At 41.7% G+C, this 26,993-nt stretch carries 21 protein-coding genes; 13 read left to right on the top strand and 8 right to left on the bottom strand.

The annotated features are described in order from the left end of the window. Positions 1-189: 189 nt before the first annotated feature. The 3 genes from rho to OCK74_RS17615 all read left to right on the top strand — a co-directional run bounded on the left by rho (position 190) and on the right by OCK74_RS17615 (position 3,687). Positions 190-1,839 (top strand): transcription termination factor Rho, encoded by a 1,650-nt coding sequence (rho, locus tag OCK74_RS17625; protein WP_279298387.1) that lies wholly within the window; start codon positions 190-192, stop codon positions 1,837-1,839. Between the two features lie 71 nt (positions 1,840-1,910). After that, the gene (locus tag OCK74_RS17620) at positions 1,911-2,477 is read left to right on the top strand and encodes a hypothetical protein (protein WP_279298386.1); all 567 of its coding nucleotides are present in this window, start codon (positions 1,911-1,913) and stop codon (positions 2,475-2,477) included. A gap of 199 nt (positions 2,478-2,676) precedes the next feature. Continuing rightward, positions 2,677-3,687 (top strand): hypothetical protein, encoded by a 1,011-nt coding sequence (locus OCK74_RS17615; protein ID WP_279298385.1) that lies wholly within the window; start codon positions 2,677-2,679, stop codon positions 3,685-3,687. A 78-nt stretch (positions 3,688-3,765) separates the two neighbouring features. Here OCK74_RS17615 and OCK74_RS17610 read toward each other — a convergent pair whose 3' ends face one another. The 5 genes from OCK74_RS17610 to OCK74_RS17590 form a co-directional block, all read right to left on the bottom strand. Further along, positions 3,766-4,506 carry a GLPGLI family protein gene (locus tag OCK74_RS17610; RefSeq protein WP_279298384.1) on the bottom strand — a complete coding sequence of 247 codons (741 nt, stop codon included), beginning with the start codon at positions 4,504-4,506 and terminating at the stop codon, positions 3,766-3,768. A gap of 54 nt (positions 4,507-4,560) precedes the next feature. Then, the gene (locus OCK74_RS17605; protein WP_279298383.1) at positions 4,561-7,314 is read right to left on the bottom strand and encodes an outer membrane beta-barrel protein; all 2,754 of its coding nucleotides are present in this window, start codon (positions 7,312-7,314) and stop codon (positions 4,561-4,563) included. Between the two features lie 232 nt (positions 7,315-7,546). Beyond that, positions 7,547-7,783 (bottom strand): 4a-hydroxytetrahydrobiopterin dehydratase, encoded by a 237-nt coding sequence (locus OCK74_RS17600; RefSeq protein WP_279298382.1) that lies wholly within the window; start codon positions 7,781-7,783, stop codon positions 7,547-7,549. Between the two features lie 116 nt (positions 7,784-7,899). Next, positions 7,900-8,334, bottom strand: a complete 435-nt coding sequence (locus tag OCK74_RS17595; RefSeq protein ID WP_279298381.1) for an IPExxxVDY family protein — start codon at positions 8,332-8,334, stop codon at positions 7,900-7,902. Positions 8,335-8,353: 19 nt separating this feature from the next. Beyond that, entirely contained in the window at positions 8,354-10,012 is a 1,659-nt protein-coding gene (locus OCK74_RS17590) for a M28 family peptidase (protein ID WP_279298380.1), read from the bottom strand. Positions 10,013-10,233: 221 nt separating this feature from the next. On the opposite strand from OCK74_RS17590, the gene feoB reads away from it, so the two are divergent. The 4 genes from feoB (at position 10,234) to OCK74_RS17570 (ending at position 16,236) form a co-directional block, all read left to right on the top strand. Further along, entirely contained in the window at positions 10,234-12,351 is a 2,118-nt protein-coding gene (gene feoB / locus OCK74_RS17585; RefSeq protein ID WP_279298379.1) for a ferrous iron transport protein B, read from the top strand. Positions 12,352-12,413: 62 nt separating this feature from the next. Beyond that, positions 12,414-13,208, top strand: a complete 795-nt coding sequence (locus OCK74_RS17580) for a hypothetical protein (RefSeq protein WP_279298378.1) — start codon at positions 12,414-12,416, stop codon at positions 13,206-13,208. A 418-nt stretch (positions 13,209-13,626) separates the two neighbouring features. After that, the gene (locus OCK74_RS17575; RefSeq protein ID WP_279298377.1) at positions 13,627-15,381 is read left to right on the top strand and encodes a hypothetical protein; all 1,755 of its coding nucleotides are present in this window, start codon (positions 13,627-13,629) and stop codon (positions 15,379-15,381) included. A 24-nt stretch (positions 15,382-15,405) separates the two neighbouring features. Then, positions 15,406-16,236: a nitrilase family protein gene (locus OCK74_RS17570; RefSeq protein WP_279298376.1), complete on the top strand. Its 831-nt coding sequence runs from the start codon at positions 15,406-15,408 to the stop codon at positions 16,234-16,236. Between the two features lie 2 nt (positions 16,237-16,238). Here OCK74_RS17570 and OCK74_RS17565 read toward each other — a convergent pair whose 3' ends face one another. The 3 genes from OCK74_RS17565 to OCK74_RS17555 are packed head-to-tail and all read right to left on the bottom strand — an operon-like array spanning position 16,239 to position 19,578. Next, on the bottom strand, positions 16,239-17,711 hold the full coding sequence (locus OCK74_RS17565; RefSeq protein ID WP_279298375.1) for a S41 family peptidase: 1,473 nt from the start codon (positions 17,709-17,711) through the stop codon (positions 16,239-16,241). Positions 17,712-17,732: 21 nt separating this feature from the next. Further along, entirely contained in the window at positions 17,733-18,764 is a 1,032-nt protein-coding gene (gene thiL, locus OCK74_RS17560) for a thiamine-phosphate kinase (RefSeq protein WP_279298374.1), read from the bottom strand. Positions 18,765-18,804: 40 nt separating this feature from the next. Next, positions 18,805-19,578: an inositol monophosphatase family protein gene (locus OCK74_RS17555; RefSeq protein ID WP_279298373.1), complete on the bottom strand. Its 774-nt coding sequence runs from the start codon at positions 19,576-19,578 to the stop codon at positions 18,805-18,807. A 274-nt stretch (positions 19,579-19,852) separates the two neighbouring features. Here OCK74_RS17555 and OCK74_RS17550 point away from each other — a divergent pair, with 274 nt between their 5' ends. The 6 genes from OCK74_RS17550 to OCK74_RS17525 all read left to right on the top strand — a co-directional run bounded on the left by OCK74_RS17550 (position 19,853) and on the right by OCK74_RS17525 (position 26,915). Then, complete coding sequence (locus OCK74_RS17550; RefSeq protein ID WP_279298372.1) at positions 19,853-20,647, top strand: hypothetical protein; 795 nt, start codon at positions 19,853-19,855, stop codon at positions 20,645-20,647. Between the two features lie 94 nt (positions 20,648-20,741). Continuing rightward, positions 20,742-22,664 (top strand): glycosyltransferase family 2 protein, encoded by a 1,923-nt coding sequence (locus tag OCK74_RS17545; protein WP_279298371.1) that lies wholly within the window; start codon positions 20,742-20,744, stop codon positions 22,662-22,664. 93 nt (positions 22,665-22,757) lie between these two features. Beyond that, positions 22,758-24,305, top strand: coding sequence for a GH3 family acyl-acid amido synthetase (locus OCK74_RS17540; protein ID WP_279298370.1), 1,548 nt, complete (start codon positions 22,758-22,760; stop codon positions 24,303-24,305). Positions 24,306-24,321: 16 nt separating this feature from the next. Further along, positions 24,322-24,960 carry a LysE family translocator gene (locus OCK74_RS17535; RefSeq protein WP_279298369.1) on the top strand — a complete coding sequence of 213 codons (639 nt, stop codon included), beginning with the start codon at positions 24,322-24,324 and terminating at the stop codon, positions 24,958-24,960. Positions 24,961-25,112: 152 nt separating this feature from the next. Continuing rightward, positions 25,113-25,784 carry a monofunctional biosynthetic peptidoglycan transglycosylase gene (gene mtgA / locus OCK74_RS17530; RefSeq protein ID WP_279298368.1) on the top strand — a complete coding sequence of 224 codons (672 nt, stop codon included), beginning with the start codon at positions 25,113-25,115 and terminating at the stop codon, positions 25,782-25,784. A 15-nt stretch (positions 25,785-25,799) separates the two neighbouring features. Continuing rightward, positions 25,800-26,915, top strand: a complete 1,116-nt coding sequence (locus OCK74_RS17525; protein ID WP_279298367.1) for a glycosyltransferase — start codon at positions 25,800-25,802, stop codon at positions 26,913-26,915. Positions 26,916-26,993: the final 78 nt, after the last annotated feature.

Here is a 26,993-nt window from a genome sequence, read left to right as displayed (position 1 = left end):
TATTTGACGAAGAAAAAATTTTACTATTCACTTTTTTAGCGTTATAATTGCACCAGAAAAAGTTGAGAGACCTCTCCTGCTTTACTCACAACAATCGTTTTTTTCAAACTTCCATTCACAAATAAACCCAAAGATCCAATTGAAGATTGGAGCTCTGATGAGAATGAGCTTATAAAATTAGATTTTCCTATGTACGATATTTTGCAGTTGAATGATATGCTTGTTCCAGAATTGCTGGATATTGCCGAACAGCTTCAGATTGATAATGCAAAAAAGCTGGATAAACAAGAGCTTATTTATAAAATCTTAGACAGGCAGGCTGTAGTAGCCAGCGAGGGCCAAAACAAAAGTAACGATCGTCCCAAAAGGAAGCGTATCGTAAAAGCTACTACTGCGAATACAACAGAAGAAGCTGTTGTTGAAACAATTACTCCTGCTGCTGCCATGGAAGTTGGAGAAAAAAAGCCTATCAAAAAAATTAAGGCGAAAAACGACGAACGACCTAAAAAAGCCCGGAAAAAATCTGATGATCAGGATGTAGAGATTGAAATTCCACAGGAAGAAGAGCCTATTATTAATAATGTAGCTAATGAAGTGGAAGAGTCTGTTGAGTTGGAAGAAGAACTGGCTGCTGTTGCGGAAGCTCCCCGTACTGCGGAAAGGTCTAGCGTGCAGATCAATAAATACTATCCTCAGCGCCGCGACCAAGGCTTTAATATCGAATTTGATGGGATTATTAATGCCGAGGGTGTGCTGGAAATGATGCCTGATGGATATGGCTTCCTGCGCTCTTCTGATTATAACTACTTGTCTTCTCCTGATGATATTTATGTATCCCCTTCCCAAATAAAGTTGTTTGGTTTAAAAACCGGTGATACAGTTTACGGTTCTGTTCGCCCTCCCAAAGAAGGTGAGAAATACTTTGCCTTACTGAAAGTTGATACGATCAATGGCAAAAAACCTGAAGAGGTTCGCGACCGCGTGCCTTTCGATTACCTGACACCGCTTTTCCCTTTTGAAAAGCTGAACCTGTTTACTTCCCCATCAGATTATTCAACCCGCATTATGGACCTGTTTACTCCAATCGGTAAAGGTCAGCGTGGTTTGATTGTAGCGCAGCCTAAAACTGGTAAGACCATGTTGTTGAAAGCTGTAGCTAATGCAATTGCTGAAAATCACCCAGAGTGCTATCTGATGGTTGTTCTGGTCGATGAGCGCCCTGAGGAGGTTACGGATATGGAGCGCAGTGTAAGAGCCGAGGTAATCGCCTCTACTTTTGATGAGCCTGCTGAAAAGCACGTAAAAGTATCGACCATGGCTCTTCAAAAAGCAAAACGCCTTGTAGAGTGTGGTCATGATGTAGTGATCCTGCTCGACTCTATTACCCGTCTGGCGCGTGCCCACAATACAGTAGCACCTGCATCTGGTAAAGTTTTGTCAGGTGGTGTGGAGGCTAATGCCATGCAAAAACCTAAGCAGTTCTTTGGCGCTGCCCGCAAGATCGAACATGGCGGCTCTTTGACTATTCTTGCTACAGCCCTTATCGATACTGGTTCTAAGATGGATGAAGTAATCTTCGAAGAATTCAAGGGTACTGGTAATATGGAGTTGCAGCTTGACCGTCGTTTGGCCAACAAGCGTATTTTCCCTGCTATTGATCTGGTGGCATCTTCTACCCGTCGTGATGATCTTTTGCTGGAAAGGGACGTTTTACAGCGCATGAACCTTTTAAGAGTATACCTGAATGATATGAATACGGAAGAGGCTATGAACGAACTCCTCAAACGTATGAGAGGAACAAAGGATAATTATGAGTTCCTTGCCTCAATGAATAGATAACATTTTCATTATTAAGCCGTTGCAGATTCGGTCTCATTTTTGTTTGACTCATGGACATAAAATTTTTAACCATGATGAAACAAAGATTATTAGGACTTTTTGCAACGGCTTTTTCTTTTGGCTTTGTAGCGTGTAACAACAGTGGCGACAATACTTCTGCTTCTGTTGATACTACTACAGACGATGTGAACACTGCAACAACTACAGCCACTTCAACAGGTAGTTACGCAGCCCAGGCTGATAGCTTCCGGATCAATAGTGAAGCTGGCGCTTATGTAGATGCCCGCACTGGTAAAAAAATCAGAATTAAAGTAGACCCTGAAACCGGTGCCAGGACCAATATGGAAACTGGCGAGCCAGTAGATTACTATGTAGATACACGGACATGGTGGGTTTATGGTGATCAGGGTTTTGACACAATAGGTACTGCTCATATGGAGGGCAAGAACCTAAGATTCCGGGATCATAAGAATAAATGGGTTCCATTTGATGACAGATGGAAAAAAGATGATGATGGCGACCTCAAAATGAAGACAGAAGATGTAAAGATGAAAGTTGATAAAGATGGCGATATGAAGATCAAAACAGATGATGGTAAGGTCAAGATTACAGAGGATGGTGTAAAGGAGAAGGACTAATGTTGAGAACCTTAGATCTTTTAGTTGTATAAAATACTTCTTATAAAATGAATAAGAAATGTTCAATGAGGCTGTCCCGAATATAGGGTCAGCCTCATTTTATTTGAATACTTGCTGGCATTTCATTCTTATATGCGATAAATTGATTTTATTTACTTTCAAAATAATAAATACTGATCGTTGTTCAACCTTTATGAAAATGAGATACCTACTGCCCTTCTTTTTAGTTTTATGCTTTAATGCTTCTGCTCAAGATGTTAGTGGATTGTACTCCGGGATCTTGGTAAATGATAGCACGAAAAAGGTTCAGAATTATGAATTAGCATTGAGTGAATACAAAGGAAAAATAACTGGTTATGCGTATACTACTTTTGTTGTAAACGATACATTTTATTATAGCGTTAAAAGAATAAAAGCTACTAAAGAGAATGGAGCTTTGATTGTTGAAGACGTGAAGATGGTGGCGAATAACTTCCCTTCTGAACGATCAAAAGGTGTATACCAGATCAATACAATACCGTTACCGCAACAAGACAGCATAAAGGAGTTAAAGGGCACATGGCGAACTAATCAAACGAAAGTTTACTACTCTATAAATGGCGGATTAGACCTCAAAAAAGATAATGATAGTTTACGTTCAGCCTTGATTAATCATTTATACGAATTAGATGTTTTACAAAGACCGGCGGCGCCTGTTTATGTAAATAATAAAGAAAAAGAAACAGAGAAAACGAAACCAGCAACAGGAAGTGTTGCAAAAACAGAAGTTAAAGCTCCAAAAAAAGAAAGTAAACCAACAAAGGCAGATGATAAATCTTTAATGTCAAAAAGCAAAGATGTTGCCCCTGCCGCTATTCCTGTTGAAAGCAGGACAACTAAAGTGATGCAAACAATAGATGTAGTTACAGATAGTTTGGTGCTCTCCTTTTATGACAATGGAATAGTAGATGGTGATACTATTTCAGTAAACTTCAATGGACAGAATATTATTTCAAAAACAAAATTGACAGCAGTGGCTGCCAAGAAAAGCGTGCTCCTGCGTTCAACTGATTCAGATATGTACCAACTTACTTTGATTGCTGAAAACTTGGGAACCATTCCGCCAAATACAGGCTTGCTTATTGTGCAGGATGGTCAGAACAAGTATAATGTTCATTTCTCGGCCGACCTCCAAAATAATGCGGCCATAGTTTTCCGGAAAAAGAAATGAAAGTAGAAAGAGGAATAGTGAGTGATGAATGGTTGAAATATCGGCTTATTCATCATTCATCACTCACTATTCCTATTCTCAAATCGCAAAGTTCAGCAGCATTTTCTTGCCATAATCGCCCCATCTGTTGGCTACTTTGTTGAGCGCTTCCATCATCGTTTTGTAAGTAGACTTCTTTCCTTTGGTTGCCGGCACTACACTGTTCATGTTCACACCACTTACTTCTACCTTGGTTGCAAACCATGTTGTATGCAGTCGGGGAATGCCCATTCCCAGTATCATGCCAGGTAGCCCTTGAATACTTTCCGGCCCTCCTGGGATCAAAATATTATCTGTATAAAATGCAAATACGCCTATACTGTCATTAAGTATGCCGACCGCCTTTCTGCATTCAAATCCGGCAATCTCCCGCGTATCGGCAGTTATTTTCCATTTGATTTTAGCAAGGCTATCTTCTACAAGAAATGTCTCCTCATACACAGGTTTCTGTGCCACCACCCGATCACTTTTATAATCTGAATAAACAACATTTTTATCTGCAATAGAACTATACCAGGAACGTGTACTCACAGGCACTTCCCTGCCAGGTTTGAAAATGGATTTAGTAGTATCACCTATGAAGTCAAAATAACTAATCGAAGTTGCAGGAAGGTTGGCTTTGAATCTATCGTAGGATTCTGGCACTAACTCTTTATACATCTGTTGAACATAAACGGTCTTTTCAAATTCCACTTTTATGGTATTATAGAAAAGGGCTTGTGCAGGTAACAATGAGTGTACAAGAAAGATGGCTATTAAAAGGAGAATTGATCTTTTCATTAATGTTGTTGTTTTAGTGAGTTGGATAATGGTCTGTCAATTTTTCAAGTATTACTATTTTCCTGTTGGCATTTTATTGAACGACCATTCAAACTTCAATAAGAAATAACGGCTTACCCTGAGGTACCGTTCATCGGTAACAAAGGTGCTGCCAATGTTGCGGTTGTAGCCTTTATTCTGGTTTAAGATATCGTTTGCCAGGAAGATGATCTTTCCGCTTTTATCCTTTAATACTTTTCTGGATATAGATCCATTCCATTGAATGATATTGGTATTACGGTCAAAAGCATCAATCTTCTGGCGGAGGTTGGCATTTATATCACTGCTCAATTCGATCTTACCGGGAAGCAGTACATAGCCATTGGCAGAACCTCCATAAGAAAAATAGTTGTTGTCAACTTTTCGCAAAGAAGAGCGGGAGCTGTTATAGCCTGCGCTTGGGCCGATCCTGAAATTGAACTTGTCTTTTATATCATAGCCAATGCCATAATTTATATTAAAGTTTGCCGAGTTATTGGTGCCTTTTTCATTGTTAATGAAATTGATATTCCGGCCTCCATTAGCATTCAGCTGAATATAATGGCGCAATTTTTTTTCTCCTTGACCATGATTCCAGTTGCCCCAGAAATTCCAGTAATTATTGCCATTTACGTTTACCGGAGTGTATGTTCTTTTACCTGATGCATCAATGATGCTGGAATTGGAAATATCGTTTTGTGTAAATCCGTAGGAGGCACCAACATATAAGTTCGTGCCTGTGAGTACTTTGTAGCTTGAATAAGAAGTATTGAACCTATGGTTGAAACCTACCTTCAGGTTAGGGTTTCCGATGAAGATATTTGTTTGGTCATTGTTGTCACGGAAAGGTTGCAGTTGGTTCATACTGGGCTGACGGGTTGTACCACTATAGTTCACATAAAACCATGTTTGCTGTTTTAACTGGTAGCTATAGGTTGCCTGTGGCGTTAGATTCAGGAAGTTGTAGTTTGTCTTTTTGTCTTTATACAGGTCTTTAAGGTTTAGTTGAAGGGCTGATAATCCGGATCCCATTGCGAACCTTGTCTTTTTGCCAACATATTTCAATACCGCCATGGTGCTATGTGAAGAAGCATCCAGGTTAAAATTATTGCTGTAAAGAGAATCCAGTATCTCGTACTTGTTATTGCCTTCATTATTGTATGAAGCACGATTGGAGGCTGAATTATTGTTATTAAAACCATAATCAACAACCAAGGACAATTTTGAAGTAAGCGGCTCACTATAGGTGATTTTAGTACCAATAGTCCGGGAGTTGCCTGTGAATAACTTTTGCTGGTCGGTAATACTATCAGACACAAAATTACCATTGCCATCATGTTTTTCGAACTTCGAATACAATAAGCCGTTATTGTCATCCTCTACCAGGCCAAAACGCAAGGTCAACAACAGTTGCCTGTCTTTCTTCTTAAATAATTGCTTATAAGAAAAAAGGTTGTCCAATTGCTTCCGCTCTGTTTCATTCTCTCTTGTCTGGTCGTTCTTATTCAGATATTGCTCCATTTCGTTCTGCGTATTACTATTGGTATGGTTGAAGCCCTGGGTTGTTTTGTAAATGCCGGCAGTCGTGAATTTAATAGAGGCCAGGGAATCCAGCTTCCATTCGTATTTGCCATTTAGCGCATGCTGCTGGTTCAAACCATTGCTGATTACAGAATCGCTTCTATATAACAACCCGTCAGAAAGGATGGTCTGTGTAAGAGTGGATGACTCATTTCTTGTGGACAGGCGGTTGAACCGGTAAGAACCGTTAATGCCATACTTGTCCTCATTCCATTTGTTGTTGAATAAAGCTCCGGCTGTATATGAGTCTGCCAGGCCACGCAAACTCCAGTCGTTGAAGTCATCGCCACTACCTATGCTGTAATAATATCCTCCGACCTCGTCGTATTCTAAATCATTTTCTAAGCCAAGCTTTTGCCGGTCTTCCCAGTTCAGGCTTCCAGTACTAACAGTACTCTTAGTGCCATAGACAGAAACTTTTTTCTTACCAACAAACCTGTTGTAAAGCACTTTAGCATCATGATATTTCTGAAAGTCGCTTCCTGCAAAAGCTTTTCCAAAAGATCCTTTCTTACTGTTTTCTTTCAGCTTGATATTCACAGTCTTGCCTTGGTTATTACCTCCTAATCCTGTAAGGTTTTGCTGATCCGTCTTTGTATCATACACCTGTACCTTATCCACGGCTTTGGCTGCAATATTTTGTGTAGCCATTGTAGGATCATCACCAAAGAATTCTTCACCATCTACCAGCACTTTTTGCACCCGCTGGCCATGTGCTGTGATTTGTCCCTTACTGTCTACCTGGAAGCCGGGAAACTGTTTCAAAAGGTCTTCCACCGTAGCACCCTCTTTCACAGTAAAACTATCGGCAACAAATTCCGTTGTATCTCCTTTGATGCGAATAGCACGTCCGCTTTGTATCACAACTTCTTTTAAAAGCGTGGCTTTTTGGGTAAGCGCAATAGCGCCCATATCAACTACTGGCTCCTGTATATTCACCACATCAACATAGTCAGCAAATTTTGGGAAAGTGATCATTATAATGTACTGGCCTTTTGCAAGACGGAGCAGGTTAAAACTTCCATCTTTACCACTTCGGGTAAATTTCGATAAAGTAGAATCTTTTTTGTTAAGTAGGGAAATAACGGCATTGTACAAAGGCGCTTTTCCCAGGGTATCTACTACCTTACCTTTCAATTGGGATTCCTGTTGCGCAGATGCATAGTTGATGCATGTAATAAACAAGAAAAAAAAGAGCAGCTTATTCATATTTAAGAGCAGTTAGATATGTAAAATTATCACTTAGGCGTTTCCGTTATATAACAGGGAACAGCCTCTCATCACAATTAACCCAAGGTTAACATATATTATGAAATTTGCTAAATAGTCTGATTGTTTAGCAAAACAAATTGTACATGCCTGTTAAATGAATCACACTGAGCAGTGTAATCCTGTGGGATTCATAATTGTAAGAAGCAATTAAAGTAGCCAACTATAGGTTCTACTTAAGAAGCGCATCTATCTTTTCTGCCAGTTTACGATCTCTGTCAGTAACAATGTCGCCAGCATCATGTGTAGAAAGCCAAAATTCCACAGTATTCCATACATTGGTCCACTTAGGATGGTGGTTCATTTTTTCAGCGATCATTGCCACACGGCTCATGAAGCCAAAAGCTTCGTTGAAGTCTTTAAATTCTAGCTTTTGGTAAAGGGAGTTATCTTTTTCCTGCCATGCCATGGTGTAAAAGATGATTTGATAATTAGCTGAAATGATATTTCTACTTACAAGTTACAATAATTCCTTGATTACATGGCCACATCCTCACAACTTGCAGCATTCTAATGGATTACTGTTTAAAATACCAGGTGCTCTTTATTCCTGATCTTTTCATCAGTGAGTTCAACCACAAGTTGCACTCCCTTAAGTGTACGGAGGGAGTTGATCAACTGCAACAAAGCATAATCACTAACCACGTCACCTTTCAGCAGCCATAGGAAGTCCAGGTGCTTAAACTCGGGTAGTAGATACTCCCCGTCAAATTGATTGTTGTATAGATAATGCACCAGCGAGTTGTACTTCTCGGCAAATTCATACACAGCAAAAAAGTAGTGACGCTGTTTGCGGGTCAGTTGAATTTCTATATCATTATTGATCCTGAAATCAAATCCAAATAAATTATTCAACTGCCAGCAAAACTGGTAGTCTTTGACAGGTGCCATAATACCCAATAGCCTGGTATCTTCAAAGAAGCTATCAGTCAGGTCTTTGTGATCAAGTATAAGTCGCATACAGATAGCTTTGGTCGCCTTATTGGAACTCAACCGGAGAGGAGTGATTCTCACTTCCGCGGTTGTAATATACTGTTGTTTTGTCTCCTTTGTTAAACTTGCTGAGGGCTTCCATATAGCTCTCGAGGGAACCAATAGCATGGTCGCCAAGTTTTACAATAACATCACCCGCCTTTAAACCTGCTTTTTGAGCTGGACGGCCTTCTGTCACTCCATCCACGCGCACCCCATTACCACTGAAGCTGTAATCGGGCATAATGCCTAAGGTTACCTTAAATGAAGCAGTTGCATTCATCTGCATTTCTTTGGTAGGAGTAAATGCAACCTTTCCCGCATTTCTGCTTTGCACTTCTACAAGGCTGTAGATGTGTTTGATCACCTGCAGTTCACCCGTGTAATTGATTTTGTCGGCATCATCTGTAGGCTTATGATAGTCACTATGAAGGCCGGTAAAATAAAACAGCACAGGGATGCTTTTACGGTAAAAAGAAGTATGGTCGCTGGGACCTACACCACTGGAGTCAAAGCGGAACTGCAACGCTCCTTTATAAATAGACTTTTTGCCAGTTGCGTTATACACAGCGCCCCAGGATGGCGAAGTGCCAAAGCCACCAACTGTCAGTACAGGACTGGATGGATTCAGCCGCCCGATCATATCCATATTGATCATGTAGCTAACAGAACCAAGATCAACCGTAGGGTTTTCTGTAAAGTATTTCGATCCGTACAATCCCTGCTCTTCGCCCGAAAAAGCTACAAACAGGTAATTGTTTTGCTTCAGAGAAGATGCTTTGAGCATTCGGGCAAGTTCTATCAGGGCAGATATACCGCTGGCGTTGTCATCAGCACCATTGTGAATATCTTTTGATCCCTGTTGCAATGAATTACCATCTTCGCCTAAGCCTAGGTGATCAAAGTGGGCGCCAAAAACAATGGTCGTTGGTGCTCCATTGTCAATAAAGCCAATAACGTTATTGCCTGTCCTGCTCTTCGGACTGATATCTGTCTTTAATTTAATATCCAGGGTTGCCGATTCATCATTAAAATATTTAGAAACGGCTTCTTTGGTTAAATAAACGACGGGTATAGATAACTGGGAGGGTCGCTCGCTTCCTTTGAACTGGATATTGTCCTTGGTTGCTGAGGTGTTGAAAACAAATAATGCCGTAGCGCTTTTCTTTTGGGCGTCTTCAGCTTTTTTCTCTATGGCGGCGTATACATCCCAATGAGGATTGCCCTTGTTTTCTTCAACTACTTCCTTAATGTCCCAGAACCAGGGCATTTGCACTTCCTGGATAGCCATAGAAGGAAGCGCTTCCAGGGAAGCGTTTCCGCTAAAGGCTAAAGGGAAAAAGTCTTTATACAAGGTAAGCGCTTGTCCCCCGACAATAAGGTGGGTAGAGGGGTTGACTTGTTTTCCTTCATTGATGACAAAAGGCTGCAGGTAGTCGTTGGTGCCTTTGGGTGCCAGGCCAACGCCTTTGAACTTGTCACTGATATATTTCATTGCAAGGGCTTCACCTTGTGTGCCTGTTCTACGGCCTTGTAATTCATCACTGGCCAGGTACTGAATGTGAGCCTGCAAATTCGCTACTAATTGTTTGTCCTCTTTTTTTAGCTTTTGGGCCTCAGTTGCGCCAAAAATCAGGAGAAATAAAATAAGAAAATAATTCCGCATTCCAATAAATCTTTCAATATAGAGGCACAAAGGTATTCAATGGTTGTTTGCCTAGAGTTATCAAAATTTGAAAAATATCAGGTGGAATATTTTAACTCGTAAACTTGTGACCCCTTCAACTTTCCTTTAACAAGGGGTGTTAAACTTTTCCCAGATTTCATAAATACTCCTGATTTCGTAAATGTCTCTACAGTAAGGCTTCTAAATTTGCACACCAATTAGTGGCAAACCGTCCTTTACATATAGCTTTAGTGGGTAATCCAAATTGTGGTAAAACCTCATTGTTCAATAGCCTGACTGGCTTGAATCAAAAGGTGGGCAATTTTCCTGGGGTTACTGTGGATAAAAAAACAGGATATACAAATCTGTCGGAAGACCTGTCAGCGAATGTAATTGACCTGCCCGGTACTTATAGTTTATACCCTAAACGTCCCGATGAGTGGATTAGTTATAAAGTTTTACTCCATCAGGATAGTGATATCCATGCAGATATATATGTGGTGGTGGTTGATGCCAGCAACCTGAAACGCAATCTGCTCTTCTGCACACAGATTATAGATCTGAAAAAACCCGTCGTCGTAGCCTTATCCATGGTGGACATGGCCAAGAAAAAAGGTATCATGATCGACCTGGCAGAATTGGAGCGGGAATTGGGCGTTCCTGTAGTTTCTGTGAACCCTCGTAAGAACAAAGGCATTCCCCAGCTGAAAAAAGCAATTGAACAGACCGCCCTCAACCTCTACCAGGTTCCTGTGCGTGATTTTATTGATAATCGTTCCCTTGCAAAGGAATCTATTGGGGACTTGCAGAAGGTATTTCCTGAGGTAAGTGACTATAAAGCCATCCACCTGCTGATCAACCACGAGCATTTCAATTTTGACTCAGATACCCAGGATACAATTGAAGGCATTGAAGAAAAGTACAGCTTCAACCATACCAAAACCCAGGCCTCAGAAATCTTACAGCGCTACTCCCGCATCAAGCATATTATGCAGAATTCTGTAGCAGAGCCTGATCCTTTGGAACAAACGCTATTTACTAACAAGCTGGACAATATTCTTTTGCACCGCTATGGGGGTTACCTGATCCTGTTAGCCGTTTTGTTCCTTTTATTCCAGTGCGTGTTTCTTTTGGCTCAATATCCAATGGATTGGATTGAACTGGGATTTTCAACTGCAGGTAACTGGCTGTCTGGCATTTTGCCCCAAAAATGGTGGAGCGACCTCTTTATCAATGGAATTATTGCTGGTTTAAGTGGGATATTGGTTTTTGTACCCCAGATCATGATATTGTTTGGCCTGATTACACTGTTGGAAGATACTGGCTATATGGCACGTATTTCCTTTCTGACAGACCGGCTGATGCGTAGCGTGGGGCTGAATGGGAAGAGTGTGATGCCCTTGATCAGCGGTTTTGCATGTGCAGTACCCGCTATCATGTCGGCAAGAAATATTGAAAATAAAAAAGAACGGCTACTGACCATACTTGTCACTCCTTTGATGAGCTGTTCAGCACGACTGCCTGTTTATACAATCCTGATCGGCCTGGTCATTCCCAAAGTATATTTCTTTGGCTTTTTAGGGTTGCAAGGTCTGGTAATGATGGGCCTGTATTTGCTAGGACTGTTGATGGCTATGTTGGTGGCTTATGTGGCCAAGTGGTTTATCAATATTAAAGAGAAAAGCTTTTTTATCCTCGAATTGCCTACATACCACGCACCGCGCTGGAACAATATCATGCACACCATGATCAGCAAGGCAAAGATTTTTGTCTTCGATGCTGGTAAGATCATCATGATCATTAGTCTTCTGCTTTGGGGATTAAGCTCTTATGGTCCGGCGAATAAAATGAAAATGGTGGAAGCCCAATACATGCAGGCTAAAGCTGCACAGGTTTTACCTGTTGCCCAGGTGGAAAACATATACCATGCAGCTAAACTGGAGAATTCCTATGCCGGCCTGCTTGGTAAAAGCTTGGAACCGGCGATTAAACCCTTAGGCTTCGATTGGAAAGTCGGCATTGCCATTGTAACCTCCTTTGCTGCCCGTGAGGTATTCGTAGGTACCATGGCCACCCTGTACAGTGTTGGCGATGACGAGGAAGGCCTGAGACTCCGTGACAAAATGAAAGCCGCCAAATGGCCTGATGGCACACCCGTATTTACACTCGCTGCTGGCTTGTCGCTGATGATCTTCTATGTCTTCGCCATGCAATGTATGAGTACACTGGCAATTGTCCGCCGTGAAACCAGGAGCTGGAAATGGCCTATGATCCAACTGGCTTATATGACAGCCTTGGCCTATGTTCTTAGTTTTGCAGTGTTTCAGTTGCTGAAATAATTTCAAACTCAATTAGCCGATTAGTCACTATATTTTGCATTTGGCTGCAGACAATTACAGTAATGACTAAAATCCTGCATATTATTGTTTTACAGTGGTTCTTCTCCTGTCTTTACGCGCAGTCCGGATCTTTGAGGCCGCATCAGTCAACACCTGTTACCTCCAATAGCACTCTAACTTCAGATTCTGGCCTAGCCATATCCCGGTTAGATCCTTGTATAGAAGCAAAAGCTGCCTTAGAAACTGTAACCGCTTTTTCGAAAACAGACCAGTACGTAACGGCTTTGAACCAAATACAAACAGCCTTTCTAAATAAAGGAAAAGAGCATGTCATTGCTTTTGGAAAAGACGATAAAAACAACATTTTAACCTCGTTCCTGAATTCGGGTGCACAATCCAATAGCACTGTGCCAAACATGGCTAATGCTTTTGCTGATCTGCATAATCATCCGGGTAATCATCCGCCCGATGCTGGTGACCTATATGGTTTAATAGATATTAATCAAAAACAGAAAGACTACAATGCTCGGTTTGTCGTAACACAAAATAATACTGTGTATGCCTTAGTAATAACGAATGCTTCAGCCGCAAACTCTTTCAATGTAAAATACCCACGCGACCTGTCTGGATGCTTCGGTTGTTCACCCAAATTCCCAGAGGCTCTGGTAGATGAGTTTAGAGAAATGAAATATGGCCATGGCTGTACCGATGAAATGGCCTTAGCCTTCCTATTGGAAAAGTATAATACAGGAATCTCTTTATTAAAGCAGCATGCCAATGGAGCCTTCTACATATTACGGACAGCAATCTCCCGGAATGGAAATAACTTCTCCTTTACAACTATAAATTGTCAATAATTACCTACTTATCCATCTACCCTCTGCCAAGCTCCTAATTCCTAACTATCAATTCTCAATTGCTATTTCCCAATACACCATAAACTTATAAACCACCCCTTTATAGTAATCTTATAGAAAACTTACAGTAAAGTTATAGTAAACATATAGTAGAGTTATAGTAAACATCAGCCGTACATGCTACATACATGCTCCCTGTATACTCCGTATCAACCCCGTATGTAAGGCATACTTAAGCCCTACCGACTTCCCGTTTACTCCTCACTATCTACATTACTCAGCACATCATCAATCCTCTTCATTTCCCTTTCACACCTGGACAACTAAAAACAATAGTCACTTCCATACAAATTCACAATTGACTATTCACAATTCATCATTTCATCTGTGGTTTAATCTTTGAACTATTTCAGCCCTGATGAAAAAGCTTTACATCTTATTGCTGATAATTGGAGGGTTCGTGATAGCTGCATATCTTTTTACACGCTTTTCTTTGAAGGCGGATATCAGGCAGGCAGGAGCAATAGAAGATGTGGAAAATAGTGCTTTTGCTGCTCCGGCTAAAAATCTGGATACGATCCTGGACCTGCGGCCCCTGTTCAAAAAAAGATTGCAGCAGTTGGTAAAAGACGGATCCAAAGGCTTGTACGATCTAACCATGGATAGCATGGTGGTAGATGTGCTGGAATCAACAGTAACGCTAATGAACGTAAAGCTTTCTCCCGACAAAAATGCATTAGCTGCGTTGGACAACTCGAAGCAGGCTCCTGATGATGTGTTCGCTATTTCCCTTCGCTCCATTAAGTTGAATGGCATTAATATAGACGATGTCATGAACAACAAAACAATGACCTTCAACTCGTTGAATATCATTGCTCCTTTTATTGAAATCTACCATCAAAAAAGAGCTTATAATAAAAGGAAATCCATGGATACGGAAAATCTCTATCAGCGTATCAAACAACATATTCAAAAACTGGCAGTTACAAAACTGACTGTTGAGGGAGGCTCTGTCATCAGTTATGACGTAAAAAATAAAAACAAGAAAACAAAGTTCAATGATGTCGTACTCCGCTTTCACGATATATTGATTGATTCTACGACACAAAACTCGACAGACCGCTTTTTATTTGCCAAAAGAGCGCTTTTGACCATGCGCAATTATGCGACCAGAAGTGCTGATAATTTATACCGGTTTAAAATAGCTACAATTACAATTGAAGCCCCGAAGCGTTTGATGACCCTTGATAATGTTTCACTTTCATCCGAATATAAAAAGCAGGAGCACAAAAAAGGAGTGTTGTATCAACCTGAACTGTACGATCTGTCAATACCCAGGATATTGGTTCATAATATAGACTGGTGGAGCTTTATGAATAAGGAGCGCTGCATCGCAGATAAAGTAGACATCAGCAACCCAAGGTTGAAAGTTTCTATGGACCGCTCCTTACCATCAAAACCTAAAGAGAGTTCTTTCCTCAACCAGCTGTTAATGAAGTTGCCTATGCAGGTCTATTTGAAAAGGCTGAATGTGCGGAATCTTGATCTAACCTATGAGGAGTATAACCCGGTATCTAAGCAAAAAGGATTCGTTTATTTTAGTAATGTATATATCAATTCGTCTCATCTTACCAATATGAAGCAATATATCCGGCAGAAGAGACAGGCAAATGTAAATGCATCGGGTAAGTTGATGCGCCAGATGCCTATTACGGCTTCGCTTACATTTGATTTAGTAAACTACAAGAGTGGTAACTTTTCAGCAGACTTCAATGTAGCCGGTTTTAATGGAAGTCTTGTCAACAGTTTTGCCATGCCTCTTGGCTTGTTCAAAGTGGAGAAAGGCAGGTTGGAAAATACAAAAGTGCATATCCAAGGCAATGAGTACAAAACAACTGGTAAGATCTTGATGCGCTACAACGATCTGAAACTTTCATTGTATGAAAAGGAAAAGGATGAGCAGGGGCTAGACAAAAAAGGGTTAATAGGTTTATTTGCCAATACCTTTATAATAAAGAATAACAACCCCCAAAAAAATGAACCCCCACGAGAGCCTATTATAGAGTTTCAGCCGAGCCCAAATCCTGGATTTAGTAACCTGGTATGGAAAACAATACTTACAGGGATATTGGAAACGATTGGTGCTAATCCCAAATTGGCCTCAAAGCAATAACCCAAGACCCATTAACTTGCATCCATGTCTTCACTTACCTTCACATTGATCCAAACCGCCTTGCATTGGGAAAATAAAGAAGCCAACCTGCAAATGCTGGAACAAAAGATTGCTTCCATTCAGGAGAAAACACAAGTGGTTATACTACCCGAAATGTTCTCCACTGGCTTCAGCATGAAACCGCAGCAGTTTGCCGAAACCATGGATGGTCCAACTGTTCAGTGGATGAAGAAAGTGGCTGCAGCCAAAAAAATTGCCCTTACCGGAAGTTTGATCATCGAAGAAGAAGGCTATTATTACAACAGGCTGATTTGGATGCTGCCTAATGGGAAGTACGGTATTTATGATAAACGCCACCTGTTTGCTTTCGCCGGTGAAGACCAGTTTTATACCCCCGGCAGCCAACGATTGATTGCTTCTGCCAACGGCTGGAAAATCAATCTGATGGTTTGCTACGATCTTCGATTTCCTGTTTGGTCACGGCAGTCGCCACTGCAAACAGAAGAAGATGGAGCCAGTCCCGAATACGACCTCTTGATCTATGTTGCCAACTGGCCAGAACGCAGAAGTCATGCCTGGAAAACCCTCTTGCAAGCCCGGGCCATTGAAAACCAGTGTTATGTGATTGGAGTGAACCGCACAGGCAATGACGGCAATAATATTTACCACAGTGGCGACAGCATGGTTGTAAATGCTCTGGGCGAAGTGTTGTATCACAAAGCCCACGACGAAGATATTTTTACCATTACGCTTGACAAAGAACACCTCATTCAAATACGTGAAAAAATGCCTTTCCTGAAAGACGCTGATCTGTTTCAAATACTCAACTTCACTACCGAAAACCAAAAACAATAAACTTATATCCGCTTTCCATTCTTGATCATATCCACCACCTTCTCCTTCTTGAAATCAACATTCCTGCGGATGGCATCTGTAGATGGATCTGCTTCGACCTCGGGTATAACGCCCCGGCCATTTTTAGGCAGGCTCTTATCCACGACCAGCCTGAAAAGAGGTAAGCGAAAACGTACCTTGGTGTGTGGTAAGGTAACATCTGGAATCAACCATGCGTTATTACCATAGGCACCTCCGCCGGTTTCTTCTCCCACCACGATTACATTCTCCTGCTTTTTTACAGCCTGTGTAAACAAGGTAGACGCTGAAAAAGTGTTGCCTCCGGTGAGGATGTACACCGTGCCATTGTAGTGATTTTTCTTTTTGGGTTTGAATCGTTTTCGTTCAAAATAACCAAAATGATAGTGTCCATCTTTCTTTTTACTGGTAAAGAATTCAAGAAACAGCCAATTGCTAAACCGGTTCTGGCGGTACTTGGCATAAGGGCTTCCCCTTTTTATAGCATAAAGAGAATCTGCCACCTTAAAACGGCCGGAGGCAATGAATTTCGTCAGCAGGTTCGAATTGGTAATGCTGCCACCGCCATTGCCACGCAGGTCTATAACAAGGTTTTTAGTTCCTTTTTTTCTGAGCTCCCTGAAAGAAGATTTAAAAAATGAAGGCAGCCGGTAACCCTTTGTAAAGGTGCTCAGGTCCATCACTGCCATATCCAGTGAAGTATCAAATTGAAGGGTGCGGTTATCCTCTAGTCTTCGTCTTTTAGCTTCTCGCCGGGTCATCTGTGGTATGCGCATTTCCCTGTATGTAGAATCATCCTGTACCCTGTATAATGGAATGGTCGCTTTCCTTTTGACGCCAAGACTGTCTAGGTATTCAACCTGGTAGGACGACTTTACACCATATACAGAAGAATAAATTGACCCAAAAATGCCCCTGTTGCTTAAAGTTTGGTATTTGTGTGTAAGATTATAACCATCAGCGGGTAAGTATTGAAACAGCGAGTCGACAATTTCATTCATGGGCTTATTGTCGATAGCCGTAACCACATTGCCTCTTTTCAGTAAGGAATCCCTTCGGTTTAAATTGAGCGTCAGCACCGCAGTATCCGGCCACAGTTTAAGTACTATGGGGAAAAAACGGCTGCTCCGCCTGCTCTTTTTGGCATATTGCTTGGACGGCTTTATGGAAGTGTGGCCACACCTGACTTTAGAAACCACATAACTTAACACATTTCTGAACCCTGGCTCTGTCATGGAATCTTTCAGCATGCTTTGCCCCAGATTAAAATAATAATCTATGCTGTCTTTGGGCGTATACCAGTAAAGGCCAGGATGAGCATCCTGCAGGATATTTCGGAACAAGGCATAATCTTCTGTCAATTCGCTGGCATCGTATTTTTTGCCGGTTGAAAATTCTTTGGACACTGTACAACTTCCAAGCAGCAACACCAGGATGACGCTGTAAAACAATCTCATAACCCTAATGGTATTTACGATTTACCCATTAAAAGCATTCCATCCCTGGGCTGTAATAGGATGTTTGCTCCCACCCTTCGTATAAATTTGGGCACCTGCCTCTTCGTCTGTTATATAACCAATTACACTGATCTCTGGATGATCCTTCAGTTTATCGTAATCATCCTGCTTAATGGTAAACAGAAGTTCATAATCTTCCCCTCCACTCAGGGCACAGGCCGTTGGGTCAAGGTTGAATTTAAATGCAGCCTGCCGGCTTTCTTCCGCAATGGGGATTTTTTCTTCGTACAATACACAACCTACTTCACTTTGCTTGCAGATGTGCAGTATCTCCGAACTAAGGCCATCACTCACGTCAATCATCGAAGTAGGTGTAATCTCAGCTTCCGCAAAAAAAGCAGTGATGTCCTTTCTTGCCTCAGGTTTTAATATCCTGCCTACAATATATTTTTCTCCCTCAAGGTCTGGCTGCACACCTGGGCTTTCCTGGAATATTCTCTTTTCCCGCTCCAATAAAGTAAGTCCCAGAAAAGCAGCTCCCAGGTCACCGCTCACACAGAGCAAGTCTCCTTTTTGTGCCCCGCTTCTCTTCGTGTACTTGTCTGGTGCTACTTCGCCTATGGCAGTGCAGGAAATAATAAAACCTTTCTGCGAAGATGTGGTATCACCCCCAATCAGGTCTACCCCATATTCTTCACAGGCAGCATAAACACCTTCATAAAATTCATCCAGGGCTTCCAGGCTAAAGCGATTGCTGAAGGCCAGACCAAGGATGATCTGTGTTGGAGTGGCATTCATGGCGTAGATGTCGCTCACATTCACCACTACTGTTTTATAACCCAGGTGTTTCAAAGGTGTGTACATCAGATCAAAGTGTACCCCTTCAACCAACAGGTCATTGGTGATCACCGTTTGCTTGCCAAAATGGTCAATCACGGCCGCATCGTCACCCACACCAACAATACTAGATGCATTTTGTATTTCAATATTCTTAGTCAAATGATCTATCAAACCAAACTCACCTAGAGTAGATATTTCTGTGCGATCACTCATTTATTCACTATTTACAAATTATAGTTTGATGTTTACTACCTCAAATTTCGTTATTCACCCATTTCAACAGTTCATTATGTATAATACCATTGGTAGCTACAATTCCTGGCTGATATGGTGAATACGGGCTTCCTTTCATATCGGTTACTCTGCCACCAGCTTCTTCCACCAGTAAAAATCCGGCAGCGCTGTCCCATGCATTCAGTTTATGCTCGTAAAAACCATCAAAACGGCCACAGGCTACCCAGCAAAGGTCTATCGCTGCAGAGCCCAGTCGGCGGACAGGAACGCCCCTGCGGATCAGGCGGTCAAATACTTCCAACGGTCCATTGGGCATATCAAGATAAGTGTAGGGAAAACCAGTAACCAGGCAGGAGTTCTCTACTTTTTCCTTCTTGCTAACGCTGATTGGTCTGTCGTTGAGTGTGGCGCCACATCCTCTTTCTGCTAAGAACATTTCATTCATGAAAGGATTGTAAACCGCGCCAAGTATCATTTTGCCGTTATGCTCCACACCAATGGAAATACAGCAGATAGGAATACGGTGGGCAAAATTCACTGTGCCATCAATAGGGTCTATGATCCATTTGTATTGCGAATCCTGGTAAATTTCCCCTGATTCTTCAGTCAGAATATAGTGGTCAGGGAAGTTCTTTTTGATCGTATCTATGATGATCTTTTCAGATGCATGGTCCACTTCGGTTACAAGGTTGTTCACCCCTTCCTTATTGGAAATTTTAAAATCCAGGTCAATGAAGCGCCGCACTTCATCAGCTGCCGACTGCACGGCTTCTAATAGAGTTGATTTAAGCATGCGCAAAGATAACCATCGATTGCTGGGATTGGTTACTGATTTACAGGTTTGTTTTGTACGCCCGCACCAAATTCATTCTTCTCTGCCGTGCCATACCTTCTCCAACCCACAATACTTCAATCTACCTCTATCATCTGTTATCTTCTCCCTCCCTCCAGCCTGGAGTCCCCTCGTCATCAACACTACTTTAAAAATTCAGGCCCGTCTTTTGAAGTTTTATAATGGGCAAGCACTTAATCTATTTACCTACTAACCGCATCCTTATGACCAGTGTATGCAAAAGGTAGTTGGAATATTTATATTCATACTTTTTATGCTTTATAGCAATGCTTTGCAAGCACAAATGAATATTCCTGCTCAAAAGGAGGAAAAGCCGCGCACCTTTTATATAGCTATTGGCACAAACCGGTCTTTTTATTCTAAGAGCGATATCAGGTTGAAAAGTTCCGCCCACCCTGCTTTTGATTTTACGCTTGAAAATGTGCGAGGTAAAGATGACGAAGGCCTGGACTTTAGCCAGGGAGCACCTCAATATAGCTACGCATTAGGTTATTACAATTATAAAAAGAACTGGGGCATCGAATTCAACTTTGATCATATCAAGTATTATATACTTCAGTCGCAACCTGTGCGCATGCAAGGAACCATCAATGGCCATAATTACGAAACAGATACACTGATCAACCCTGACTTCGTCCAATTGGAGCATAGCGATGGTGCTAACTACGCTCTATTGAAATGGATGAAATGGAAACCTCTGTTGCAAGATAAGAATGGTGTGAAAGTCCTGAACTTGCTGTTCAAAGCCGGTGCAGGTCCGGTCATTCCCAAAACGAATACAACAATCATGGGAAAGCACAGGGATGATCGGTATAACATAACTGGTTATGTAATAGTATTGGAAGGAGGGCTCCGTTACAACATTTCAAAACTATTGTTTGCCGAGGCTAATGCAAAAGGTGCTTTTGCTAACTACAGCCACTTTCTCATCGCTGATGGCTGGGGAAGCCAGCAATGGTTTGGATTGCACATGGCACTGTTGATCGGGGTTCAAATCAGTTCGAAGTAAGTGCCTTCGGTTAAAAAGTCTGCATCTACATCATAAATGCCAATTATTTCCCTGATTATTCCTACTTTCCCGCTTTCCCTCTTTCTTTGTACCCTTGCAAGTCTCAGTCATCATAGTAAACTACAACGTCAAGCACTTTCTGGAGCAGTGTCTGTATTCTTTGCAAAAGGGCACATTGCAAAATATTCAGGTTATTGTAGTGGATAACCAATCCTCTGATGGTAGTATTGAATACTTGCAACCAAAGTTCCCTAAGGTACAATTTCTTCAGGCTGGTGCTAACCTGGGCTTTGCAAAGGCTTGCAATAAAGGCTTGCAGTACGCTACCGGCAATTATATCCTTTTCCTAAACCCCGATACCATAATCGCTGAGGACACAATCGAAAAATGCCTGCATTTCTTCCTGAAACACTCAGATGCTGGTGCTCTTGGTGTGCGGATGCTCGATGGGTCAGGCAATTTTTTAAAAGAGTCTAAGAGGGCTTTTCCTGCGCCCACTACTTCTCTCTTTAAACTTTTTGGCTTGTCTGCACTTTTCCCAAAATCTAAGATCTTTAGTCGCTATTACCTTGGACATCTGGATGCTCATCAAAATCACAAGGTCGACGTACTGGCAGGTGCTTTCATGATGGTTCGGAAAGATGTATTGGAAAAGGTGGGTTCTTTTGATGAAACATTCTTTATGTATGGAGAGGATATAGACCTTAGCTACCGGATCCAGGAAGAAGGTGGTTTCCAAAATTATTACCTGGCGGAAACAGAGATCATTCACTTCAAGGGTGAAAGCACGAAACGTGGTAGCCTTAACTATGTGCGGATGTTTTTTCAGGCGATGAGCATATTCGTGCACAAGCACTATGGCGGTGCCAAGGCCGGTATCTTTAATGCGGCCATTCATTTCGCCATCTGGGTGCGGGCATTGATCTCTGCTGTTGCAAAACTGGTGCGATGGATTGGACTGCCTTTAATTGATGCCGTCATTATTTTGTTTTCTTTCTGGCTGGTGAAAGAAGCTTGGGCAAATGTGGTCAAAGGTGGTCACGTATATCCCAACACATTATTACAGGTCGCTTTTCCTGCATTTACTTTTGTTTATCTGGCTGTAGCTTACTTTTCAGGCCTATATAATAAAACTTTCAGGCAAAGGACCTTGGTTCGCTCTTCTCTTATTGCCTTGCTGACACTGTTGGCTGGCTATGCCCTGCTGCCCGAGCACTATCGTTTTTCCAGGGGTATCGTATTATTTGGTTCACTGCTTTCTTTTCTGCTCTTATTTTTATTCCGTCTCGTTTTGCTCAAAGGAAAGTTATTGCAACATCCGCCCCATTCCATTTCGAAGCCTTATATACTAATTGCCGGCTCAGAAAAAGAATTTGAAGAAGTGAAACATATTTTGCAACAACAAAAATTGCATAAAAAAATTATTGACCGGCTTTCTATCGATACTCAAACCAATATCCATGCAATGCTTCAAAATATGGAAGCAATAGCACTGGCTTCAGGTGCAAAGGAACTGATCATGTGTGTGGGCGAAATTCCTGCTCGGTCTGTAATGTATTTGATCCAGCATATTCCGGTTTCTACTTGGTTCCATATGGAAGGCAGCAGTAGTATCGTGGGAAGCGATTTAAGTTATACAAGTGGCGAAGTATTGACTGCTGAAGAAAAATTTAACCTTGCTCAACCTCACAAAAAGCGTAGCAAACGTTTGGTTGATATGATTACAGCGCTGATATTCCTCATCAGTTTTCCCATACACTTATTAGTGATCAAAAAACCTCTGAGCTTTTTGGGTAATTCCATGCGCGTGCTCATTGGCCGCAAAACGTGGATTGGCTATCATACCCGTGGCAAAGGATTACCTGTCCTGCGACAGGCTGTCGTTAGTGTGCTGGGACCAAAGAAGGACATCTTAAATGAAAATATTTCCCGTTTGGATTATTGGTACGCACGCAATTATGAACCAATGCATGATGTGAAACTAATCCTAAAAAACTATAGAAATCTGGATGGGTAAAACTGTTTCAACCAGGTATAGTAACCGTTGGCCAAAAACCAAATAATAATAAACTCCTCCTACCTTTATATTTGACAAATATAAATCACTTGCATGGCGAGTTTTCTTGATATTAAAATACCGAATACTATTGCTAAAGCATTGCGCTTATCGGGTAACGATCCGTTACAGCAACAGCTGCAGGTATTGAAGAAGTTGTTGAAGAAGGCTAGGTTCACAGAGTTTGGGCAGCAATATCATTTCGATGAAATATTATTTAGTAATGAGCTTGCTAGGAAATTTCAGGAGCTTGTCCCTGTACATGATTATAATAAAATATACGAGGAGTGGTGGAAGAAAACACTGGACGGCGTACCTGACGTTGCATGGCCTGGAAAGATCAAGTACTATGCATTAAGCTCGGGCACTTCCGAATCTGCCAGTAAGTTTATCCCCGTTACTAAAGATATGTTGCGCAGCAACCGCATCAATAACATCAGGCAGTTGCTGTCTCTCATGAATTATAGCCACCTCCCTCGGCAATCAATGACCAAAGGTTTCCTGATGTTGGGAGGTGCTACAGACTTACAAAAAGGTAAGGCCGGATGGTATGCTGGCGACCTCAGCGGTATATTAATGAAAAACAGGCCTTTCTGGTTTCAAACATTTTATAAGCCAGGTGGTCGTATTGCTGCTATTAAAGACTGGAACCAAAAGCTCAATGAAATTGTAGAGAAGGCACCTGAATGGGACATCGGCTATATTGTAGGTGTGCCTGCCTGGTGTCAGATGTGTATGGAAATGATCATCGAGCACTATAAACTGAACAATATCCATGAAATTTGGCCTAACCTCGGATTCTTCGTGCATGGTGGCGTAGCCTTCGAGCCTTATAAAAAGGGCTTTGAAAAGTTGTTGGGCAAACCCATCATTTATATAGAGAACTACTTGTCCAGTGAAGGGTTCATTGCTTACCGCGACCGTGAGAACTCCAAAGGCATGCGACTATTTTTGGATAACAACATTTTCATGGAGTTCGTCCCCTTCAACGATAAAAACTTTACCAGCGATGGAAAGTTGGTAGAACATCCTGAAGCTTTGTTGATTAATGAGGTAGAGTTGGGAAAAGAGTATGCTCTGTTAATGAGTACAAATGCTGGTGCCTGGCGTTATCTGATCGGTGATACCTTACGTTTTGTCGATCTGGAAAGAAACGAGGTTGTGATTACTGGCAGAACCAAACACTTCCTGAGCCTTGTTGGTGAACACTTGAGCGTGGACAATATGAACAAAGCCATTGAAGTAGTAAGTAATGAATTGAATATTTCAATCCCAGAATTTACTGTAGTTGGTTTCCCCTACGAAAGTTTATTCGCACACAAATGGTATGTAGCCTGCAATGATCCGGTGGATGAAACATTGCTGCGCGATAAAATTGACCAGCACCTGTGTGAGTTGAACGATGACTATGCTGTTGAGCGCACCAGCGCACTGAAAGAAGTGTTCCTTCAAAAGTTACCTGAAGACGTGTTTATGCAATTCATGGAAAGAGAAGGCAAACTCGGCAGCCAACATAAATTTCCAAGAGTACTCAAGGGCAAAATGCTCCAGGACTGGAATGAATTTTTAAAGACGAAATATGAAGTAAAGTCCGAAAGTTAACTTCTCATTTGATATTATGCTTGAGGCTATCTGGAAAGGAACTACGTTAGGTTTGTTATTGAGTATATCGGTGGGACCGGTTATTTTCTCCATTCTCAAACAAAGCATTAATAACGGCATTAAAGGCGGGCTGGCTTTTATCATCGGTGTTTCCTTCAGTGATATTACACTGGCTGTTGCATCGAATATGTTTACCGAACTGTTCTCTGAATTTGGTGAACGCAAAACGGAGATCGGGATTGTCGGCAGTACTTTTTTGATATCGGTAGGTATTTATTACTTGTTCTTCAAAAAGGTAATTGTCAATGAACATGGACACCAAATATTAAAAGTAAGAAAGAGAGATTATCTGAAATTATTATTGGCTGGCTACTTCATGAATATTTTAAACCCTGCCATCATTGTATTCTGGCTCACTACTTCTACGGCCTTTGTCAGCCACACAACCCAGGAGCGTATAGTGATTTTTAGTATTGCGCTTGCCTTGGTAGTAATTGGAGATATTACGAAGGTCTTACTGGCAGGAAAGCTGCGTAGGCGCCTTACAGCAAAGAACATTCATCTGATTAATCGTATCAATGGTGTTATTTTCATCGGCTTTGGCATCGCTTTATTAGTCGGCCTTTTATTCTATGGTAATAAACTTCCCCAATAATTAATCTATCACCAACCGTCTTTCATTTCCTCCCTTTTCCCATTCGTCACGTGTCCGCCTCTGGCGGATTCGAATAATTCGTCATTCCAGCCCTACCTTCGCGAAAAATTCGTTCCCGGAGTAAAATAAAAAACAAAGGAGCAGTACTGCTTATGTTAAGATGGATTAAAAGGATTGTGATTGGGCTTTTTCTTTCGCAGCTTCTGTACATTATCATTCTGAAATGGATAGATCCGCCGGTTACCCTTACACAGCTTTCTGGTTTGTTTGGCGGCGATGGCCTTAAAAGAGATTATGTAAATGGTGATGAGATTTCTTACAATATGAAACTGGCCGTGATTTCCTCTGAAGACCAGGTGTTTCCCGATCACGGCGGATTCGATTGGAAGAGCATCGACAAAGCCATGAAACACAATGAGCGGAAGCCAAACAGGGTAAAAGGAGCTAGTACCATCAGCCAGCAAACAGCAAAGAATGTCTTTTTATGGCAAGGCCGTAGTTGGATCCGCAAAGGACTGGAAGTTTATTTTACTAAAATGATCGAATGGATATGGGGAAAAAAACGCATCCTGGAAGTATACCTTAACGTGATTGAAATGGGCAAAGGCATATATGGCGCAGAAGCTGCTGCACAGGCTTACTTCAAAAAGCCTGCATCAAAGCTTACCCGTCGTGAAGCCGCTCAGATAGCAGCCTGCCTGCCAAATCCTAAAAAGTATTCGGTAAAACCGCTTTCCGGTTACGTTTCCAAACGAAGCGGCTGGGTCCAGCGCCAAATGAACAACTTGGAAGATGATGCTGATATACAAGAAATCATAAAATAAACTCCAAACGATCCAATGCTTCTCCTCACCCTTTGTTTCCTTCTCTTTTATTCCGCCCTGATAGGCTATTACTACTATCATTGGAAAAAATTGAAGGCTTATGAAGCACCGGCAAACCCTCCATCTGTTTCTGTATCGGTGATCGTGGCCGCAAGGAATGAGGAGCAATGCATTGGCCGTTTAATAGAATCCTTGTTACATCAAACCTATCCTAAGGATCTCTTCGAAATCATCATCGTGAATGACTTTTCAACTGATGCAACAGCAAACGTTGTCGGTTCATTTTCCAATAAACAGGTAAGACTGGTTCATCCCGATACACAACCAGACCAGTCTTCAAAAAAGAAAGCGATCGAGGCCGGAATTAACGCCTCAAAAGGTGAGCTGGTGCTCATTACCGATGCTGACTGCCTGCCACAAAAATGCTGGATACAAACAATAGCCAGCTTTTACAAGGAAAAAGGAGCTGTATTTATGGCAGCACCTGTGAAATTCCTGGGGCAACGATCTGTATTACACATTTTCCAATCACTCGATTTCATGATGCTGCAAGGCATCACTGCAGCCAGCGTTCAGGCTGGCACCCACAGCATGTGCAATGGCGCTAACCTTGCATATCAACGCCAGGCATTTTTTGATGTACGTGGATTTGAAGGCATTGATAAAATTGCAAGCGGTGACGATATGTTGCTGATGTATAAAATATGGAAGCAACATCCGGCTAAGGTAATGTATATCAAAAGTAGGGATGTGATTATGCAGACAGAGCCAATGTCCTCCTGGAAGGCATTCTTCGGTCAGCGCATACGTTGGAGCAGCAAGGCTACCTATTATGATGATTACCGGATTACAATGGTGCTGCTGTTTGTATACCTCTTCAACCTTCTGTTCCTGGTTCTGCTCGGCGCCACCTTCTTCAATATCTCTAATGGCTGGATGCTGTTGTTATACCTGTTGATGAAAACTTTAGTGGAAGGTATTTTTCTTTACGCCGTCTCCCGTTTTTACAAAGAAGAACGGCTAATGTTATATTTCCCATTGATGCAACCCCTGCATATACTATATACAATTGTCATTGGTTTCATCAGCCAGTTCGGCCACTATGAATGGAAAGGCCGGAGAACAAAGTAGAATTTAACTCCAACTACTAATGCACTTCCTGCATCTCCGCCATTTCCTTTTATAATAATCAACTCCAAACCCCAAACT

It is taken from the genome of Paraflavisolibacter caeni (genome assembly GCF_025628885.1).
GTDB classification, from domain to species: Bacteria; Bacteroidota; Bacteroidia; order Chitinophagales; family Chitinophagaceae; genus Flavisolibacter; species Flavisolibacter caeni.
The sequence above is the reverse complement of the archived record's forward strand: the minus strand, read 5'-3'. Positions and strand labels throughout refer to the sequence as shown.